Source organism: Herbaspirillum huttiense (assembly GCF_004367745.1).
GTDB lineage: Bacteria > Pseudomonadota > Gammaproteobacteria > Burkholderiales > Burkholderiaceae_D > Herbaspirillum > Herbaspirillum huttiense.
The window spans coordinates 5,400,786-5,417,663 of the sequence record NZ_CP037993.1 but is presented as its reverse complement, the minus strand read 5'-3'; the positions used below and the strand labels follow the sequence as shown (position 1 = coordinate 5,417,663).

Here is a 16,878-nt window from a genome sequence, read left to right as displayed (position 1 = left end):
GAGCGCATGCGCATGACCCCAGCCAGTTTCCCCGCGTTCCTGCACACCCGGCCTGAAGCGCCCTACAATGGCCGCTTCCCCGTTTTTCATCGGCCGCATGCCTGCTTCACCTTCCTCCAGTGCATTTCATCCTCGCCTGACCTTGCAGACGCTCACCCGTGGTGAGGGCTTGCTGGGCATGCGCGCGCACGGCCTGTTCGGGCCGCGTGGCGGCATGGTGACGGTGGCGCAGATCGACTGGGTCTATGGTGAGGGCGCGCAGCGCTGGAGCATGCCGGCCCCTGTGGGTCACCCCGATGACGAAGCCGGTTACACGCCGGCGCATGTCACGCGCAACCACGCCGCCGAGGCCGCGGCACTGGAGAGCATTCGCGAGATGGGCCTGCTGCCCTTGCGCGAGGATGCCTTGCAATGGCGTGCCGAGAATCCCCTGCATGACGCCGGTCTGCTCTGGACCCTGATGCTGGAAGACGCCTTCGGCGACTTCTGGGCCGACCAGGCCCCGCGTCTGCAGCAGCAGGGCTGGACCTTGCGCGTGCGGCCGGGGTTTGCGCATGAGAGTGTGCCGGTCACGGCGTGGCGCTTCATCGTCAGCAGCGAGACCGGTGAGCTCAGCGCGCGCGAGGTGGCCGCGCCCCTGCAGCCGCGCGCCTTCTCCAGCGAGATCTTCGACGGCCTCGACCCCAGTGGCCGCTGGCTGCTGGCTATGGGCATCGAGGTCGATGGCCAGACCCTGGATGTGGCACCGATGGTGGCCGACCTGTTGCGGCGCGACCCGCGCTGGGCCGATGCGCAACAGGTGGAGCGCATGGATCCGCATGCCGTGATCTCGCTGCGTGCACCGGGCGGCCGCCGTATCGATGCCATGGCCGGTCCGCTCAAGGCGGTGGTGCTGTCCTTGCTGGATCTGCTGGTGGACCTCAAGCGCAAGGACGGACCGCTGCAACTCTCGCCTTGGGATGCCCATCGCCTGCACAGCCTGCAGGCCGATCTCCAGCTGCTGGAAGGCGGTGCGCCGTGGCACATGAGCGGCGCTGCCGGCGTGCTGCAACTCGCACAGCGGCTGCGTGCCGCCGGCAGCGTTCAACCGGTGGCACCCCCGGCAGGATTGGGCCTGACCTTGCGCGGTTACCAGCTGCAGGGTGTGGCCTGGATGCAGTACCTGCGCCAGCATGGCCTGGCCGGCATCCTGGCTGACGACATGGGCCTGGGCAAGACGGCGCAGGTGCTGGCCCATCTGCTCATCGAACGACAGGCCGGCCGGCTCGACCTGCCCGCGCTGGTGGTGGTGCCGACCTCGCTGCTGTTCAACTGGCAGCAGGAAGCGCAGCGCATCGCCCCGGCCCTGCGCGTGCAGGTGCTGCATGGCGAGGACCGTGCGCGCCATGTCAGCGCCATTGCGCAGGGACAGGCCGACCTGGTGCTGACCACCTATCCGCTGCTGTGGCGCGATCTCGACCTGCTGCTGTCGCTGCGCTTTCACCTGCTGGTGCTGGACGAGGCGCAGACCATCAAGAACGCCGCTGCCCGCAGCACTGCCGCCGCACGCCGTCTGCACGCACGTCATCGGCTCTGCATGACCGGCACGCCGCTGGAAAACCATCTCGGCGAATTGTGGAGCCAGTTCCATTTCCTCATGCCGGGCTTCTTGGGGGATGCACGCAGCTTCGCGCGGCTCTGGCGCAAGCCCATCGAGCAGCAGGGCGAGACCGTCCGTGCGCGCCTGCTGGCCCAGCGCGTGCGCCCCTTCATCCTGCGCCGGCGCAAAGAGGATGTGCTGCAGGAGCTGCCGGCGCGCATCGAGATTGTCGAACGCCTGCAACTGCAGGGCCGCCAGCGCGAGCTCTACGAGAGCGTGCGCATCGCCGCCGACAAGCAGGTCCGCCGCGCGCTGGAACGGCGCGGCCTGGGCAGCAGCCAGGTGTCGGTGATGGATGCGCTGCTCAAGCTGCGCCAGGTCTGCTGCGATCCCTACCTGCTGAAGCAGGGCCGCATGCCGCGTGGACTGGAGCGCGCCAAGATCGAGTGGCTGCGCGATACCTTGCCCGCGCTGGTGGAGGAGGGGCGGCGCATTCTGCTGTTCTCGCAATTCACCAGCATGCTGGCCCTGATCGAAGCCGAACTGCAGGCGCTGCAATTGCCCTGCCTGATGTTGACCGGCGACACCGAACCGGCTGCCCGCAGCGGTGTGATCTCCCGCTTCCAGCAAGGTGAAGTGCCGATCATGCTGGTGAGCCTGAAGGTGGGCGGCGTCGGCCTGAACCTGACCGCTGCCGATACCGTGGTGCTGGCCGATCCCTGGTGGAACCCGGCCGTGGAAGAGCAGGCCATTGCCCGCGCACACCGGTTGGGGCAGACGCGCCAGGTGTTCGTTTACAAGCTGGTCATCGAGGGGAGTATCGAAGAGCGCCTGCTCGAACTGCAAACGCGCAAGTCGGCGCTGGCCGAGGGCATGCTGGGGCGCGATGACACCGCCACCATCAAGTTCGGCGAAGAGGAATTGCAGGCTTTGCTGGCACCGCTGGGGGCGGGCATTGCGGAAAAAATCCTGTCATAAGCGCGGCTGATGACTGAACAGCTTCATCATCAGCTCAGGCATTCAGGATTTCCACTCCGCCACCTCTTCCAGCGTGCGCCGTTCTGCGTCCACCGCAAAGCGTAGCGCGCACACCCCGGCCAGCAGCGCCAGGCATGCGCCCAGCGCATAGCCCGCTGCCACTGCATGGCGGTCACCACTGGCGATGAGCCAGCCCAGCAGCACCGGCGCAATGAATCCGCCCACGCCGGTCCCGATGGCATAGAAAATCGAAATGGCCATGGCACGCATGCGCAGCGGGAATACCTCACTGGCCGTCAGGTAGGCCGAGCTGGCCGCCGCCGAGGCCACGAAGAATACTGCGCTCCAGCACAGCGCCAGTGAACGCGCATCCAGCATCCCGGCATTGAAGGCCCAGGCCGTGGCGGCCAATCCTGCACCGGAGAGCAGGTAAGTGGCCGCAATCATGCGGCGACGGCCGATGCTGTCGAACAGATGGCCCAACAGCAGCGGCCCGAGCACATTGCCCAGCGCAAACGGGAAGATGTAGAGCGCCACGCGATGGTCCGGCACCTGGAAGAAGCGCGTGAGCACCAGCGAGTAGGTAAAGAAGATGGCGTTGTAGACAAAGGCCTGGGCCACCATCATCAGGGCCACCATCACGCTGCGCTGGCGATAGCGATGCAGCAGCACGTGGGCGATCTCGTGCCAGGGCAGCATGCCGCTGCCTGCCGTACCACTTTGGGTCGATGCGCTCGGGGCGTGTTCCACGGCGGGCAGGGGGCCATGTTGCTGCTCGACCTCCGCTTCGATCCGGCGCACCACGGCTTCGGCTTCGGCGTGGCGGCCGTGCATGAGCAGCCAGCGCGGACTCTCCGGCACATGCCGTCGCACCAGCAGCACAGCCACTGCGAGCACGGCTCCCAGCAGGAAGCAGGCGCGCCAGCCCAGTGCCGCACCCATCACCTGCGGATCGAGGATCACCAGCGACAGCCCGGCACCCAGTGCCGCCCCGATCCAGAAACTGGCGTTGATGATGAGATTGACCCGTCCGCGCACGCGCGCCGGTACCAGCTCATCAATGGCGGAATTGATGGCCGCGTATTCGCCGCCGATGCCCAGGCCAGTCACGAAGCGGCACAGCGCCAGGAACAGGAAATCCTGCGCAAACGCGGTGGCCAGTGTCGCCGCCATGTACAGCATCAGCGTGAGCATGAAGAGCCGCTTGCGTCCCAGCCGGTCGGTGAGGCGGCCGAAGACCAGCGCGCCCAGCACGGTACCGGCGATGTAGAGCGAGCCGGTCCAGCCGACCTGCGCCGCATCGAGCGCCAGCGTATCGCTGCGCTCCAGCACGCTGCCCAGCGAGCCGACCAGCGTGACTTCCAGCCCGTCCAGCACCCAGGCCACGCCCAAGGCGATGACCACGCGCCAATGCCAGCGTGACCAGGGCAGGCGGTCGAGGCGGGCAGGGATGGTGGCGGATGGGGTGGCAATCATCGAGGGCTCCGTGTGCGAGACGAGGCGCACCGTGCAGTCTGCGCCTGAACGGCAGACCGCCCGCTGGCAGCGCGGGTTCCTGTGGATGAGCTTGGTCCCATGTGGCCGGGGGTGCCTCAGTCATTTCCTGATGGGCGTCAACCCATCCGCAAGCTACCATCGCCGTATTGCCATCAAACAACGAGGACGGGGAGGACATGGGCTGGTTCGATACCATCATGCAATACGCCATCTACGCCGCCCTGGCCATCTGTTCGGTCGGGTTGGTGGCAGCCATTGCATTGTTCATCGCGCTGGAACACCGCTGGCAGGACCGCGTGATGCAGGATGTGGAAGATCTGTCCGCGCGCAGGCAATCCGAACATCACGACAAGGACCTGCCCATTCATCCCTGGGAAGAACTGCGCAACCGCATCGGCGAGATGCAGATCGTGGCCGACGAGGCCGACCGTCCCAGTCCCTACAAGAACGTCGCCTGACGCTCTTCGTCTCGTCTCCTGCCTGCCAGGAGATGCCCGCACATTCCCTAACTTTCCCGCTTCTGTTGCCGGTACGCCAGCTGCGCCCGCGTGATGCCAAGCAGGCGTGCCGCCGCCGACAGGTTGCCGCCGGCCCGTTCGATGGCCTCGGCGATCAGGGTCTGCTCCAGCGCGGGCAGGGAGAGCGCGCCGCCTTCCTCCTTGCGGCCGCCGCGCCATTGCTGCACCGTCTCCAGCAGGCTGCCTTCAGGCTGATGTGAAGTTTCCTTCCTGCGCTCGCCCTGCCGCCCGGCGAGCGTGCCGGTCTCGCCTTCCCCTTCGCCCTGCAGGGCCAGCGACAGCACCTCGTCATTGAGCGTCTCACCGCTGATGAACATATGCGGCAAATCCAGCGGATGCCCCTGCGCCAGGATCACGCCGCGCTCGATCAGGTTCTGCAACTCGCGGATGTTGCCGGGGAAGCTGTAGTTGAGCAGCGCCTGCACCGCACGCTGCGTGAACCCGCGTACCGCAATCCCGTGGCGTTGCCCGTAGAACTTGAGGAAGTGATTCATCAACAGCGGAATGTCGTCGCGCCGCTCGCGCAGCGGAGGCAGGTGGATCGGGAACACGTTGAGGCGGAAGAACAGGTCCTGCCGGAAGCGCCCCTCCCGTACCGCCACCGCCAGATCCTCATTGGTCGCGGCCACCACCCGTACCTTGACCTTGAGCGGACGGGTCGAACCGACGCGTTCGAATTCACCCTCCTGCAGCACCCGCAGCAGCTTGCCTTGCGCCACCAGGCTCAAGGTTCCCACTTCATCAAGGAACAGCGTACCGCCGTCGGCCAGTTCGAAGCGGCCCGCGCGGGATTGCGTGGCCCCGGTATAGGCACCGCGTTCGACGCCAAACAGTTCTGTCTCGATCAGCGTCTCGGGAATGGCGGCGCAATTGATGGCCACGAAGGGCTGGCGTTCGCGCCGGCCGATCTGGTGCAGCATGCGTGCAAAGCGCTCCTTGCCCACGCCCGACTCGCCCGTGAAGAGTACCGTCGCATCCGTCGGTGCCACCCGGTTCAGCAGATGGCAGGCGGCGTTGAAGGCCGAGGAAGTGCCTACCAGCGCGCGCGTCAGATCAGCCTCCATGGCTTCCGCCGCTTCGGCGCTGAGCCCGCCGTGGCTGGCGGCGGCTTCGCCATCGGTGGCCAGCATGCCGCTGCCGACGAAGTCCTGGGCATTGAGGTAGCGCAGGTCGTCTTCGGCATCGCTCCACAGTTCGGCCGATTTGCCGATCACGCGGCAATGCGGCGTGCCCATGGCGCGGCATTCCACTTCGCGGAAGATCACCAGATGTCCCAGCAGCGTGCTGACATAACCGATGGCATAGCCGATCTGCTGCCAGCACGAGGGCGCGGTGGCGACGCCGTAGGCGGCCAGGTGTTCATCGGCTTCGCTGGAGTTGTGCCACAGGAATTCGCCCTCGTAGCGGCCACTGTCGGGGTCATAGCTGAAGCTGACCGGGATTACCTTGACCACCCCCTCCAGCGTATGCAGCCGGGTGCCGGCCATGAGGATGGTGGAGGGATCGGCCTCGGGCCAGCGTTCGCGCACCAGCTGCGCATCGCGTGCGCCGGAGATGTAGCCGGCGCGGGTCAGCAGGCCGCGCGCCTTGTCGATGCCGAGATTGTCGATCAGCTCGCGCCGCAGCGTCCCCATGCTGCGGCTGTGGATGAGCAGCATGCGCTGGTCATTGAGCCAGATGCGGCCGTCGCCGGGCGAGAAGAACAGGCATTCGCTCAGGTCCGCCAGGGTCGGATGGGCATCCACGCTCCAGCGGTCGGTGCTGGCCGAACTCAGCTGCACCGGGGCGGCGGCGCTGCCCTGGCTGCGTACCATCTCGGCAAGGGAAATACGCTGGGATGGCGGCATGGGCGAACTCCTGGCGGAAAGGGACAAGCGGGACGGGCGCGGGCCCGGTTCATCAAATGATGAAATTCAGTGGGCTGATGGTTGGCGAATTTGCGCAAATGCGCAAGCTGCACTGCATCAAGAACTCTGCTCCATCGCAGCAAAAATCTCTCCCGAAAACCTGCTCTGGCCGTCCCCGTCGCGGATGGATGAGCTTGCTGCGAAGCCGCATGGGATGGCGCGCAGCGCGGTGGCACAGGCTTTGCAGAATGGCTGCTGATCCGGATTCACCGGCCATTACCAAGGAGACCTGCATGTCCGCCCCATCCACCCCCTTGCTCGATCCTGCCCGCTGGCAACGCCACCTGTTCCGTGGCCGCTGGGAAGAAACCGCACACGGCACCACCGTCATCGAACCGGCCACCGGCGCACCGCTGACCGAGGTCGGCCTGGCCGGCGCGGATGACGTGGCCATCTCCGTCCAGGCCGCCGTGGCCGCTCAGGCCGAATGGGTGGCGGTGCCGCCGCGTGAGCGTGCCGAGATCTTCCGTCGCGCCGGCAACCTGTTCCAGCAGCACTTCGATGAGCTGGCGCGCATGGTGGCGCGCGAGACCGGCGGCGTGCTCTTCAAGGGCGAACACGAGGTGCGCGAAGCCATCACCCTGTGCCACCTCGCGGCCGGCATGCCGCTGCAGGCACAGGGACAGTTGCTGCCCAGCGCGCCGGGTCGCCTGAGCATCGCCAGACGTGCGCCACTGGGCGTGATCGGGGTGATCTCGCCTTTCAATTTCCCGCTGATCCTGACCTTGCGCACGGTGGCGCCGGCGCTGGCGGCGGGCAATGCGGTGGTGGTCAAGCCGGATGTGCGCACGCCCGTGTCCGGCGGCTTCATGCTGGCGCGCATCTTTGAGGAAGCGGGTTTGCCGGCCGGTCTGCTGCATGTGCTGCCCGGTGGCGCGGAGGCAGGCGAGGCGCTGGTGACGGCACCGCAGGTGCCGATGATCGCTTTCACCGGTTCGCCCGACGTGGGCCGCCGCATCGGCGAGCTGGCCGGACGCCATCTCAAGAAGGTCTCGCTGGAACTGGGCGGGGCCAATGCGCTGGTGATCCTCGACGATGCCGACCTCGACGTCGCCGCCAGCAACGCGGCCTGGGGCGCGTGGCTGCATCAGGGGCAGATCTGCATGGCAGCCAATCGCATCCTGGTCCATGCCTCGCAGGCAGCGGGTCTGCTGGAGCGCCTGGTGGACAAGGCGCGTCACCTGCCCGTGGGCGATGGGGCCAGCGGCCAGGTGGCGCTGGGCCCGCTGATCGATGCGCGCCAGCTGCAGCGCGTGCACGGGCTGGTGCAGGACAGCGTGGCGGCCGGCGCACGCTTGCTGGCTGGAGGCTCCTATGAAGGTTTGTTCTATCAGCCGACGGTGCTGTCCGGCGTGCGGCCCGGCATGCGCGTATTTGATGAAGAAATCTTTGGTCCGGTGGCCAGCGTCATCACGGTGGATTCCGAGGAAGAAGCCATCACCCTGGCCAACCAGAACCAGGGCGGACTGGCCGCCGGCGTGATCTCCGGTTCGCTGGCCCGCGCCATGCGGGTGGCGGGGCGCTTGCGCCAGGGCATGGTCCACGTCAATGACCAGACCGTCAATGACGAATGCGTGAACCCCTTCGGTGGTCCCGGCATCGCCGGCAACGGCACCAGCGTGGGCGGGCCGGCCGACTGGGAAGAGTACACGCAATGGAAATGGATCACCGTCAAGGAGCAGGCCACGCCGTATCCCTTCTGACTCCATCGCATGCGTGCCGCTGTAAAAAAACCAAACGATATAAATCATTATTCAAGGAGACCAGCATGACACTGCAAGACAAGACCATCGTCGTCACCGGCGTTTCTTCCGGCATCGGTGCCGAGACCGCCCGGCTGCTGCGGGTCCAGGGTGCCCGCGTGATCGGGGTGGATCGCAATGCACCGATCATCAGCGTGGAGGGTTTCGTGCAGGCCGATCTCTCCACCGCCGATGCCATCCATGACGCCGCCGCGCAATTGCCCGAGAAGATCGATGGCCTGTGCAACATCGCCGGTGTGCCCGGCACGGCCCCGGCGGACTTGGTTGCACGCGTGAACTATCTCGGCTTGCGCCATCTCACCGAGCTGCTGATTTGCCGCATGCCGCCGGGCAGCGCCATCGTCAACGTGGCTTCCATCCTCGGTGCCGAATGGCCGCAGCGGCTGGACCAGCACAAGGCGCTGGCGCACACCGCCGGTTTTGCGGCCGGGGCCGAGTGGCTGGCGCAGCATCCGGTGCCGCAGGAGCGCTGCTACCAGTATTTCAAGGAAGCGCTCATCGTCTGGAGCATGGCCCAGGCCCAGCCCTGGTTCCTGAAGCATTCGATCCGCATGAACAGCGTGGCGCCGGGCCCGGTGCTCACGCCCATCCTGGGCGATTTCGTGACCATGCTCGGGCAGGACCGCGTGCAGAAGGATGCCCATCGCATGAAGCGTCCGGCCTATCCGGACGAGATCGCTGCAGCCATCGTCTGGCTGTGCGATGACGGCAGCCGCTGGATCAATGGCGTGAACCTGCCGGTCGATGGCGGACTGGCCTCGACCTATCTCTGAATCCGACGCACGGCAAGCGACCCATCCGATAACAATACAAGGAGACACCATGAGAGAGCACCGACAGCCCGCCCGCCGGCGCGCGGCGCGGCTGGCACTGAGCCTGAGCCTGCTGCCCGCGCTGGCCAGCGCCTACGACCAGCCCGCCGTCAACATGGGCGGGACCAGTTTCTTCGACGGCGCACCGCTGCCCGGCGGTCCCGGCTTATACTTCGTCGAATACCTCACCTACACCAAGGCCACCAAACTGGTGGACAACAACGGCAACCGGCTGGGATTTCCTGCCACCCAGGACATCAGCGTGTTCGCCCCCATCAGCCAGTTCATCTACGTGCCACCGGGGGCCAAATTCGGCAACAAGCAACTGGGCTTCCAGGTGCTGGTGCCGTGGGTGGCCAATGCCAAGGTGGACGATGGTGCCAACAATGCCATCCTTCGCGGCAATACCGGCATTGGCGACATCAGCGCCGGCGTGTCTGTGCAGTACGATCCCGTCATGGGGGCGCAAGGGCCGCTTTATTCGCAGCGGTTCGAACTGCAGTTCATCCTGCCGACCGGGGCCTATGACCGCAATGCCACCGTCAATCCGGGCAGCAATACCTGGTCCTTCGATCCCTATTGGGCCGGCACGCTGTGGGCCAGCCAGAACCTGAGTTTCAGCTGGCGCCTGCACTATCTCTGGAATGCCCGCAACAACTCGCCCAATGCGGCTTTCGGCAACAACGTCAGCTCCACGCAGGCGGGGCAGGCGGTGCATGCCAACTTCTCCGCCGAGTACGTGCTCAATCCGGCGCTGACCATCGGCGCGGCCGGCTACTGGCTGCAGCAGATCACCGATACCAAGGTCAACGGCAGCGATGTGGGCGGGCGGCGCGAGCGCGTGGTCGGACTGGGGCCGGCGGCCATGGTGAGATTGTCCGAGCGCGACCTGCTGTTCTTCAACGTGTACCAGGAATTTGCCGTGCGCAACCGGGCCGAGAACAGCAAGTTCCAGATCCGCTACGACCATCACTTCTGATCCGGGCGCATTTGGCGCTGTCGTCAGCTGCGGCTCTGCCTGCTTTCCTACAGCAGGCAGAGCCGTTGTCCGCTTAACCGCCCGGTCCTCCGGCGTGATACTGCTCCCCGACAATGAAGGCACCCAAGGTGCCCGCGACAAGATGGGAGAACCGAATCATGCCAGCTACCGACCAATCCAGAACCGGCCAGCCTGCCCGCCAGCTTGAGCAAACTGACGATCCGATGCGCAAGCGCTTGCGTAAAACGCTCGCGGGTGGACGTTTGCCGCCGGTGGTCCGTCCGCCGCGCCAGCTGCAGCCTGCGCTGCAGATGTCCTCGCAGACCTGCGCGCCCGAGGTGCGCGTGCGTGCCGAGACCGGCCCTGCGCGTCCGGTAGCGAAGCAGGTCCAGCACGAGGAATACACCCAGCCCCTGCGCGCGAACCAGCGCCAGTGGACCTGATGGCGCGGCTTTGTATCACTTTCGGACTATCGGCTCGATAGGCAATGGCGATTGTTCCAGAACCCGGAACACTCAATTCTTTCCAGCGTGGTTTTTCTCCTGAGCGCTCTTCCGTAGACTTCAGTCCATCGATGAACGACATCGCAACGCAAGAAACGATGCGGTTCTAGAGAGTGAATGGTGTGAGCCGAACGACATCCCGGCTACCTGCATCACTGAACTGTAAGCAACCCTGCTGAAGTCCACTTAACGTATTCAAGGAGAAACATCATGTCCGCAAAGACCATTATCGCCGCCGTCCTGGCCCTGTCCGCTTCGTCCGTCGCTTTCGCTGAAGCCCAATACCCGGTTGACAAGCCTTTCGTCTCGCACACCACCCGCGCTGCCGTGAAGGCCGACCTGGCCCGCGCCCAGGCACAAGGCATCGCCAACCAGCCTGACTCGGTGTTCCCGGCCGTCAGCAACGCTGCTGCCAAGAGCGCCGTGCAAACCGCCGGCAGCGTTGCTGATTCGACCTACGCTGGTGCCTGATGCAGGGTGATCCGATGCGTGGACCGGCATGACCGGCCACGCATCGCGGTTCGCTGCATCGTCACTGATGTGAAGCAGAAGCCCCGGCACGTAAAACAAGAAAGAGGAATTCATCATGCTGCATCAACTGTTCTCGCGTAGTCTTTCCGTGTATCCACGGATCTACCTGCAATTTGCCGCTCTGGTCGGTTTGCTCATTGCCGCCGAGTTCAGCTTGAGCACCCTGTCCATGATGCTGACCCAGCGCGCCGTCTACCGCGTTTCGCAGCGCGTGCGCCACCGCCGTGAATTGCAGCGCCGTGAACGCTGTGCCGATTCCGGCGGCAATTGCTGTGCCTGAGCCTGGCTCAAGAATTTCGACATGAAAAAAGCGGCGCACCCACTGTGGGTGCGCCGCTTTGGTTTTTGGCGCCGATGCCGGGAACGGTGTGGGGGCTGAGGGCCGTTGTGAATGGATGGCTCCTGGACATTCGCTCAGTGTGATTCGTCCCAATGCGGAGGCGGCCGCATTGACGAAGGGCTCCATATTCAAGAATCGAGCAACTTTTCAATATCGATCCCCGCGAATGGCAATTCTGGCTCTGCGAACTGCCGGAGAATCGTCAGGTGCACATTGGCATTCACCTTGACTACATTTTCGAGGCGAATTTTTCCTCCCAATACGATAGCGGGCTCGAATCCATAGATTTCGTGCGGCTCAAGCGGACCTAGTTTGGCTCTGGCGCGTTCGAAGAGCGGCTGGCCGTTCTCATCGTCCATGTCAAGATTGGTCCGCTCACTGAACAAAAAGAGCGAACGGACGGAAGAATCCTGGCGTTCCTTAGTTTTTGTTTTCAATTCATTCTGGACAGCAGTGACCATATTGAGCACACAATGAATCGTGGCGCTGCATCCGGTCTTCTCACCACACAGATAGAGCTTGCCAAATGCAGTCCTTGCAATTACGCGGAACGCATCAATTTCATCCAATCCTGTGTCGGCTAGCCACTCATCAACGAGGTCTTCGTAGCCATCGGGGTCAACTGTACAAAAGAGGCCATTCGAATATTCGCACCATCCTTCTTGCTCCCAGTATTTCAATAACTGATCGGGCAGCTTGCCGCGCCATTTTTCAAGGCTTGCAGGGGGAACCGGCGAGCTCTTGGTAGCCTCGCCAAAGTTACTAATAAAATGCTCAAAGTCTTCGTCTCTCATCTCATTCCTTTGCCACGGCAAGGCTCCAATTTGACATTCATTTTTTGATTTCCACGACCGTTATCAATCGCATGCTGGGCTTCTCGATCCATCTCCTGCACCCTAGTCAGCGGCTTCTGCCCTGAATTCCGACTTCCAGGCGGCGTGTAAGCCTGGTTCCAGCTTGCTCCAATTGACTTGTTCACGTCAGCGCGGCCAATATTCGCAGTCTTGTGTTGCATCCAACCTCCGGCGACCATGTCTGGCTCATGTAAAGCGGCTAATTTCTCCATCAATTCTTTTGCACGAGTTCCGGCCCTTGTTTTCGCTTCGGTTGGGTGCATGCCGTCGTCACGCAGGCTGTTGCCAATACTCTGCGACATTTGTTCAAGGAGTCCTTTCCGATGGCTTTCTTGCGCCGCGCTGGCTGCCGGATTGCGCTTCATTTTCTTAAACGCATCCCTGGCCATCGCGTATTCGCTAGCTGTCAGACTATTGATCGCCTCCTCTTGACGTCTAAGTTGCTCCGCCATTTCTTTCAGAAACGCCTTCTGTTCCTCCTTGCTCATCCGCATGAATTGTTTCTTGTCATAGGGATGGAAGCAAGGCACTTTAAACGGTCGGGCCTTGACGGTGACATCCTTCTTTGGGTCCTTGGGCTTTGGGGGCCCAGGTGCAGTTTCTCTGGCGAGCTTGGCTTCGCGGGCAGCTCTGGAAGCTTCCTCTGTTTCCTTTGCCGACTTGGCTGCTTTGGCGAGTTCTTCTGCCTCATGCGCACCTTTGCCAACCCGGGATGCCGTTCCTGCACCCTTTGCCATACCAACTGCGCGTTTGGCGACCTTGCCAACGCTGGTGACCACCTTGCCACCCGGGATCATGCTCGCCGCAGCGATCCCCGCTTCAACGTAGTCGCCCTCGGCGGTATAGATGGCCGCATCAATCGCACCCGTGATGACCGACAAGCCTGGAACGAAACTGGCCACGCCCAGCAAGCCGTGCACCCAAGGACTCGACTTCTGCCAAAACGTTTTCTCGGCCGCAGTCTCTGCCTTGATGGCTGCGTTGGCGCCGCCACCGTGAGGCTCGATGTGCGTGAACGACCTGTCAGCCTGTTCGAGGATGACGCCTTTGGTCGTCATGACACTGCATCCCGCGTCTTATCGACCGGGTCGCAGGGCAAGTCGTTGAATTCAAGCCAGGCCTGATCAGCCAAGCGTGCAAGAGCGAGCGCAAAGTCGCGTCGCAACCGCTCGCTGGCGTCCAGCTGATTGACTAACGGTTCATTTTGGGAGACTGGGTGATACGGAAAAGCCCGCCGCAGAAGGCGGGCGTAGAGATAGTCCGGAAGCCGCTGTTCCAGACCCGGGGATGCTTTGGGCATGCGAAGATCCTGTGCTCATCAAGTATCCCTCCCTGATGCAACACTGGCCCGCATTGTAATGTTTCCATGTGGAAACTTGCAACTTCCGGATGACGGCTGCAGCTACGAAATGCTGAAGATGCGACCAAGGGGCAGCCTGCCCGGCAATGGTCCTGGCCCAGCCTGTATCAGCTGGCACCCCAGGCAAAGATTCAACTTGAAACAAAGGCCCGGGGGCGGCGCGAAACCGGACCCGGGCCTCCAAGGAGCAAGGTCACTGCCCAACGTTATATGACTAGTTCATCCGGTGTGCGCCGCTTTCCTTCGTACTGGCCGATCACAATGCAGCTGGCCATCCTCAAAGCCCGCGCTCCAGCAACTGCAACTCTTCACGAAAGGCAGGCTTCAGGCGATACAGCTGCGCCGGACGATGCGCCCCGCTCTCGAACTGTCCGTCCACCGGATCGAGCATGTCCATCTCGGTCATCTTGCGGCGGAAACTCACCTTGTTGATGCTCTCGCCCATCAGCACTTCGTAGACCCGCTGCAACTGCGGCAAGGTAAAGACATCGCCCAGCAGATGGCAGGGCAGCGACGAATACTGGCTCTTGCTGCGCAGGCGCGAGACGGCGGTGCCGATGATGTCGCCATGGTCGAAGGGCAGCGGCGGCAGGCGGTCCACGCTGTGCAGGCGGACCTCGTCTCGCTCGGCCTGGGCGATGGTGCTGGCCGGTACCAGCGCGTAATACGCAATCGAGATCGACCAGCCGCGCGGATCACGCGCCGCACCGGAGAAGGTGGCCAGTTGTTCCAGATAGGGCGCGGCGATGCCGGTCTTGTCCAGCAGCACGCGGCGCGCGGCATCGCGCGCATCGACGTCAGTGCGCGCATGAATGTAGCCGCCGGGCAGCGCCGCCACCCCCTTGAAGGGCGCATGTTCGCGCTTGAGCAGCGCCACTTCCAGCCCCTCGGCCGTGAGCGTGAGCAACGCCACATCCACTGTGCAGATCACCGGATCCATTTTTCTCCTCGCCTTGTCCAAGTCCGGGAAGTCTAAAGGTACTTAGTGTCATTGTGAATCTATTTGTTGCGATTCGAATCACGGATGACCTGCAAGCCATATTTAAAGCGCCAATCTAGTAAATTCACGAAATCTCTGTTAGTTGCAAAATTAAATTAAGTGGTCTACACTGGCCTTACCGTAACCCGACGCACTCCGAAAGGTGGACACCATGAAGCGCTCCCTGCATCTCCTCGTGATCGATCCGCAAAACGATTTCTGCGACCTGCCGACGGACTGGCTGCCGGTGGACCCGGCTACCGGCGGGATACTGCAACCAGCGCTGCCGGTGGCGGGCAGCCATGCCGACCTGCAACGCGTGGCGCGTCTGATCGACCAGGGCGGTACCGGCCTGTCGGCCATCAGCATCACTCTCGACGCCCACCACAGGCTGGACATCGCCCATCCCACCTTCTGGCAGCAAGCCGATGGTGCGGCGGTCACGCCTTTCACCCAGGTCGAGGCCGCGCAGGTCCGTGCCGGCACTTACCTGCCACGCGATCCGCAAGCATTGCCGCGCGCACTGGCCTATCTCGATGCCCTGGAAACCGCCGGACGCTATCGCCTCATGGTCTGGCCGGTGCACTGCGAGATCGGCAGCTGGGGCGGGGCGGTCCACGCCGATGTGCGCGCCGCCTACAACCGCTGGGAAGAACGCACGCTGGGCGTGGTCACCAAGCTGGGCAAGGGCAGCAACCCTTGGACCGAGCACTATTCCGCAGTGATGGCCGAAGTGCCGGATGACGATGATCCCGCCACCCAGCTCAACCGTGGCTTCATCGCCACCCTGGCGCAGGCCGATACCGTCTACATCACCGGCGAGGCGGGCAGCCACTGCGTGCGCGCCACCACCGAGCACATCGCCGCCAACCTCGACGCCGCCGGCCGTGCCCGGCTGGTGCTGGTGACCGATTGCATGAGTCCGGTGGCCGGCTTCGAGGCGCAGTACCGGGACTTCCTGGCGGCCATGTCACAGGCTGGCGTGCGCCTGGCCACTTCGGAGCAGGTGCTGCAGGAACTGCAAGCCAACGCCTGACCCCATCAACGTCTGAAAGGAGTGCCCCATCATGGCACCCGTCGTTCGCAGTCTGCTGGAAACCGATCTCTACAAATTCACCATGTGGCAGGCGCTGCTGCACAGCCATCCGGGTGCCCAGGCTGAATACACCTTCGTGTGCCGCAACCAGCCGCAATTCCCGCTGGCCGAATTGAAAGAAGAGGTGGAGCGCGAGCTGGATCACCTGTGCAGCCTGCGCTTCAGCAGTGATGAACTGGCCTATCTGGCGCAGTTGCGCTACATGAAGAGCGACTTCATCGATTTCCTCGCGCTGTTCCGCTTCCAGCGCAAGTTCATCGAGGTCAGCACCGAGGGCGAGCGCCTGTGCATCGTGGCGCGCGGTCCGCAGGTGCATGTGATGGGCTTCGAAATCTTCGTGCTCTACATCGTCAACGAACTCTATTTCCGCCGGATCGGCACGCCAGCGGCCGGGGCAGAAGCGCGCCGCCGCCTGCAGGACAAGCTCGCACTCCTGCACGCCTTCGCCGCTGAAGCGCCAGGCCGCCATCCCTTCGAGTTCTTCGACTTCGGCGTGCGCCGCCGCTACAGCGGAGCGTGGCAGGAGGAAGTGGTGGCCACGCTGGCGCGCGAGGTTCCGCAATATTTCAAGGGAACCTCCAACGTCTGGCTAGCGAAGAAGTATCAACTGGTGCCCATCGGCACCATGGCCCACGAATACCTGCAGTCCTACCAATCTTTCGGCGTGCGGCTGCGTGATTTCCAGAAGGCCGCACTGGAAGACTGGGTGCAGGAATACCGCGGCGACCTCGGCGTGGCCCTGACCGACGTGGTCGGCATGGATGCCTTCCTGGCCGACTTCGACCTGTATTTCGCCAAGCTCTTCGATGGCCTGCGGCACGACTCCGGTGATCCCTTCGAATGGGGCGAGAAGGCGCTGGCGCACTATCGCAAGCTGCGCCTGGATGCCAACACCAAGCGCCTGGTGTTCTCCGATGGACTGGACCTGCCGCAGGCGCTGCGCCTGTACCGTCATTTTTCCGACCGTGCCATGACCGGTTTCGGCATCGGCACCAACCTCAGCAACGACACCGGCATCGCGCCGCTGAACATCGTCATGAAGCTGTCGTCCTGCAATGGCCAGGCCGTGGCCAAGCTGTCCGATTCGCCGGGCAAGACTTTGTGCAAGGATGAAACTTTCCTGGCCTACCTGCGCCAGCTGTTCGGCATCGCTGCGCCGGCCACCCCTGCCTGAGCCGCTGC

The 16,878-nt window shown here is 63.6% G+C and carries 17 protein-coding genes; 11 read left to right on the top strand and 6 right to left on the bottom strand.

The genetic code is table 11. The annotated features are described in order from the left end of the window. Positions 1–67: 67 nt before the first annotated feature. Positions 68–2,557 (top strand): DEAD/DEAH box helicase, encoded by a 2,490-nt coding sequence (locus tag E2K99_RS24170; protein ID WP_134223848.1) that lies wholly within the window; start codon positions 68–70, stop codon positions 2,555–2,557. Between the two features lie 42 nt (positions 2,558–2,599). On the opposite strand, the gene E2K99_RS24165 is transcribed toward E2K99_RS24170, so the two are convergent. Then, positions 2,600–4,033, bottom strand: coding sequence for an MFS transporter (locus E2K99_RS24165; protein WP_134223847.1), 1,434 nt, complete (start codon positions 4,031–4,033; stop codon positions 2,600–2,602). Positions 4,034–4,230: 197 nt separating this feature from the next. On the opposite strand from E2K99_RS24165, the gene E2K99_RS24160 reads away from it, so the two are divergent. After that, a complete protein-coding gene (locus E2K99_RS24160; protein WP_134223846.1) occupies positions 4,231–4,512 on the top strand; it encodes a hypothetical protein in 282 nt (93 codons plus the stop codon). A gap of 47 nt (positions 4,513–4,559) precedes the next feature. Here E2K99_RS24160 and E2K99_RS24155 read toward each other — a convergent pair whose 3' ends face one another. After that, entirely contained in the window at positions 4,560–6,419 is a 1,860-nt protein-coding gene (locus tag E2K99_RS24155; RefSeq protein WP_134223845.1) for a sigma-54-dependent Fis family transcriptional regulator, read from the bottom strand. On the opposite strand from E2K99_RS24155, the gene E2K99_RS24150 reads away from it, so the two are divergent. From E2K99_RS24150 to E2K99_RS24120, 7 genes are all read left to right on the top strand, one after another. Then, entirely contained in the window at positions 6,418–6,678 is a 261-nt protein-coding gene (locus E2K99_RS24150; RefSeq protein ID WP_134223844.1) for a hypothetical protein, read from the top strand. The two genes, E2K99_RS24155 and E2K99_RS24150, sit on opposite strands and share 2 nt — an antisense overlap. Positions 6,679–6,712: 34 nt before the next feature. Beyond that, positions 6,713–8,182, top strand: a complete 1,470-nt coding sequence (locus E2K99_RS24145) for a benzaldehyde dehydrogenase (RefSeq protein WP_134223843.1) — start codon at positions 6,713–6,715, stop codon at positions 8,180–8,182. 65 nt (positions 8,183–8,247) lie between these two features. Further along, entirely contained in the window at positions 8,248–9,015 is a 768-nt protein-coding gene (locus E2K99_RS24140) for a coniferyl-alcohol dehydrogenase (RefSeq protein ID WP_134223842.1), read from the top strand. A gap of 49 nt (positions 9,016–9,064) precedes the next feature. Then, positions 9,065–10,033: a SphA family protein gene (locus tag E2K99_RS24135; protein ID WP_134223841.1), complete on the top strand. Its 969-nt coding sequence runs from the start codon at positions 9,065–9,067 to the stop codon at positions 10,031–10,033. Between the two features lie 158 nt (positions 10,034–10,191). Further along, positions 10,192–10,476, top strand: coding sequence for a hypothetical protein (locus E2K99_RS24130; RefSeq protein ID WP_134223840.1), 285 nt, complete (start codon positions 10,192–10,194; stop codon positions 10,474–10,476). A gap of 270 nt (positions 10,477–10,746) precedes the next feature. Then, positions 10,747–11,007 (top strand): DUF4148 domain-containing protein, encoded by a 261-nt coding sequence (locus E2K99_RS24125; RefSeq protein ID WP_034333171.1) that lies wholly within the window; start codon positions 10,747–10,749, stop codon positions 11,005–11,007. A 115-nt stretch (positions 11,008–11,122) separates the two neighbouring features. After that, on the top strand, positions 11,123–11,347 hold the full coding sequence (locus E2K99_RS24120; protein ID WP_121041128.1) for a hypothetical protein: 225 nt from the start codon (positions 11,123–11,125) through the stop codon (positions 11,345–11,347). 188 nt (positions 11,348–11,535) lie between these two features. Here E2K99_RS24120 and E2K99_RS24115 read toward each other — a convergent pair whose 3' ends face one another. The 4 genes from E2K99_RS24115 to E2K99_RS24100 form a co-directional block, all read right to left on the bottom strand. Beyond that, a complete protein-coding gene (locus E2K99_RS24115; RefSeq protein WP_134134137.1) occupies positions 11,536–12,201 on the bottom strand; it encodes a GAD-like domain-containing protein in 666 nt (221 codons plus the stop codon). Further along, positions 12,198–13,319 carry a polymorphic toxin type 15 domain-containing protein gene (locus tag E2K99_RS24110; protein WP_134223839.1) on the bottom strand — a complete coding sequence of 374 codons (1,122 nt, stop codon included), beginning with the start codon at positions 13,317–13,319 and terminating at the stop codon, positions 12,198–12,200. The genes E2K99_RS24115 and E2K99_RS24110 overlap by 4 nt, the downstream gene beginning before the upstream one ends. Beyond that, complete coding sequence (locus tag E2K99_RS24105) at positions 13,316–13,561, bottom strand: hypothetical protein (RefSeq protein WP_134223838.1); 246 nt, start codon at positions 13,559–13,561, stop codon at positions 13,316–13,318. Before E2K99_RS24105 ends, E2K99_RS24110 begins: the two co-directional genes overlap by 4 nt. Positions 13,562–13,898: 337 nt before the next feature. Next, positions 13,899–14,561 (bottom strand): NUDIX hydrolase, encoded by a 663-nt coding sequence (locus E2K99_RS24100; RefSeq protein WP_034333177.1) that lies wholly within the window; start codon positions 14,559–14,561, stop codon positions 13,899–13,901. 211 nt (positions 14,562–14,772) lie between these two features. Between E2K99_RS24100 and E2K99_RS24095 the strand changes: the two genes are divergently transcribed. Beyond that, positions 14,773–15,636, top strand: coding sequence for a cysteine hydrolase family protein (locus E2K99_RS24095; protein WP_134223837.1), 864 nt, complete (start codon positions 14,773–14,775; stop codon positions 15,634–15,636). Between the two features lie 31 nt (positions 15,637–15,667). Continuing rightward, positions 15,668–16,870 carry a nicotinate phosphoribosyltransferase gene (gene pncB, locus E2K99_RS24090; RefSeq protein WP_134223836.1) on the top strand — a complete coding sequence of 401 codons (1,203 nt, stop codon included), beginning with the start codon at positions 15,668–15,670 and terminating at the stop codon, positions 16,868–16,870. Positions 16,871–16,878: the final 8 nt, after the last annotated feature.

What these genes read in the sequence shown, in the direction of transcription:
- E2K99_RS24155 (WP_134223845.1), bottom strand. Translation starts at nt 6,419, where the DNA reads ATGCCGCCATCCCAGCGTATTTCCCTTGCCGAGATGGTACGCAGCCAG.
- E2K99_RS24125 (WP_034333171.1), top strand. Translation starts at nt 10,747, where the DNA reads ATGTCCGCAAAGACCATTATCGCCGCCGTCCTGGCCCTGTCCGCTTCG.
- E2K99_RS24115 (WP_134134137.1), bottom strand. Translation starts at nt 12,201, where the DNA reads ATGAGAGACGAAGACTTTGAGCATTTTATTAGTAACTTTGGCGAGGCT.
- E2K99_RS24095 (WP_134223837.1), top strand. Translation starts at nt 14,773, where the DNA reads ATGAAGCGCTCCCTGCATCTCCTCGTGATCGATCCGCAAAACGATTTC.
- E2K99_RS24140 (WP_134223842.1), top strand. Translation starts at nt 8,248, where the DNA reads ATGACACTGCAAGACAAGACCATCGTCGTCACCGGCGTTTCTTCCGGC.
- E2K99_RS24120 (WP_121041128.1), top strand. Translation starts at nt 11,123, where the DNA reads ATGCTGCATCAACTGTTCTCGCGTAGTCTTTCCGTGTATCCACGGATC.
- pncB (WP_134223836.1), top strand. Translation starts at nt 15,668, where the DNA reads ATGGCACCCGTCGTTCGCAGTCTGCTGGAAACCGATCTCTACAAATTC.
- E2K99_RS24130 (WP_134223840.1), top strand. Translation starts at nt 10,192, where the DNA reads ATGCCAGCTACCGACCAATCCAGAACCGGCCAGCCTGCCCGCCAGCTT.
- E2K99_RS24105 (WP_134223838.1), bottom strand. Translation starts at nt 13,561, where the DNA reads ATGCCCAAAGCATCCCCGGGTCTGGAACAGCGGCTTCCGGACTATCTC.
- E2K99_RS24145 (WP_134223843.1), top strand. Translation starts at nt 6,713, where the DNA reads ATGTCCGCCCCATCCACCCCCTTGCTCGATCCTGCCCGCTGGCAACGC.
- E2K99_RS24135 (WP_134223841.1), top strand. Translation starts at nt 9,065, where the DNA reads ATGAGAGAGCACCGACAGCCCGCCCGCCGGCGCGCGGCGCGGCTGGCA.
- E2K99_RS24150 (WP_134223844.1), top strand. Translation starts at nt 6,418, where the DNA reads ATGGGCGAACTCCTGGCGGAAAGGGACAAGCGGGACGGGCGCGGGCCC.
- E2K99_RS24160 (WP_134223846.1), top strand. Translation starts at nt 4,231, where the DNA reads ATGGGCTGGTTCGATACCATCATGCAATACGCCATCTACGCCGCCCTG.
- E2K99_RS24110 (WP_134223839.1), bottom strand. Translation starts at nt 13,319, where the DNA reads ATGACGACCAAAGGCGTCATCCTCGAACAGGCTGACAGGTCGTTCACG.
- E2K99_RS24100 (WP_034333177.1), bottom strand. Translation starts at nt 14,561, where the DNA reads ATGGATCCGGTGATCTGCACAGTGGATGTGGCGTTGCTCACGCTCACG.
- E2K99_RS24170 (WP_134223848.1), top strand. Translation starts at nt 68, where the DNA reads ATGGCCGCTTCCCCGTTTTTCATCGGCCGCATGCCTGCTTCACCTTCC.
- E2K99_RS24165 (WP_134223847.1), bottom strand. Translation starts at nt 4,033, where the DNA reads ATGATTGCCACCCCATCCGCCACCATCCCTGCCCGCCTCGACCGCCTG.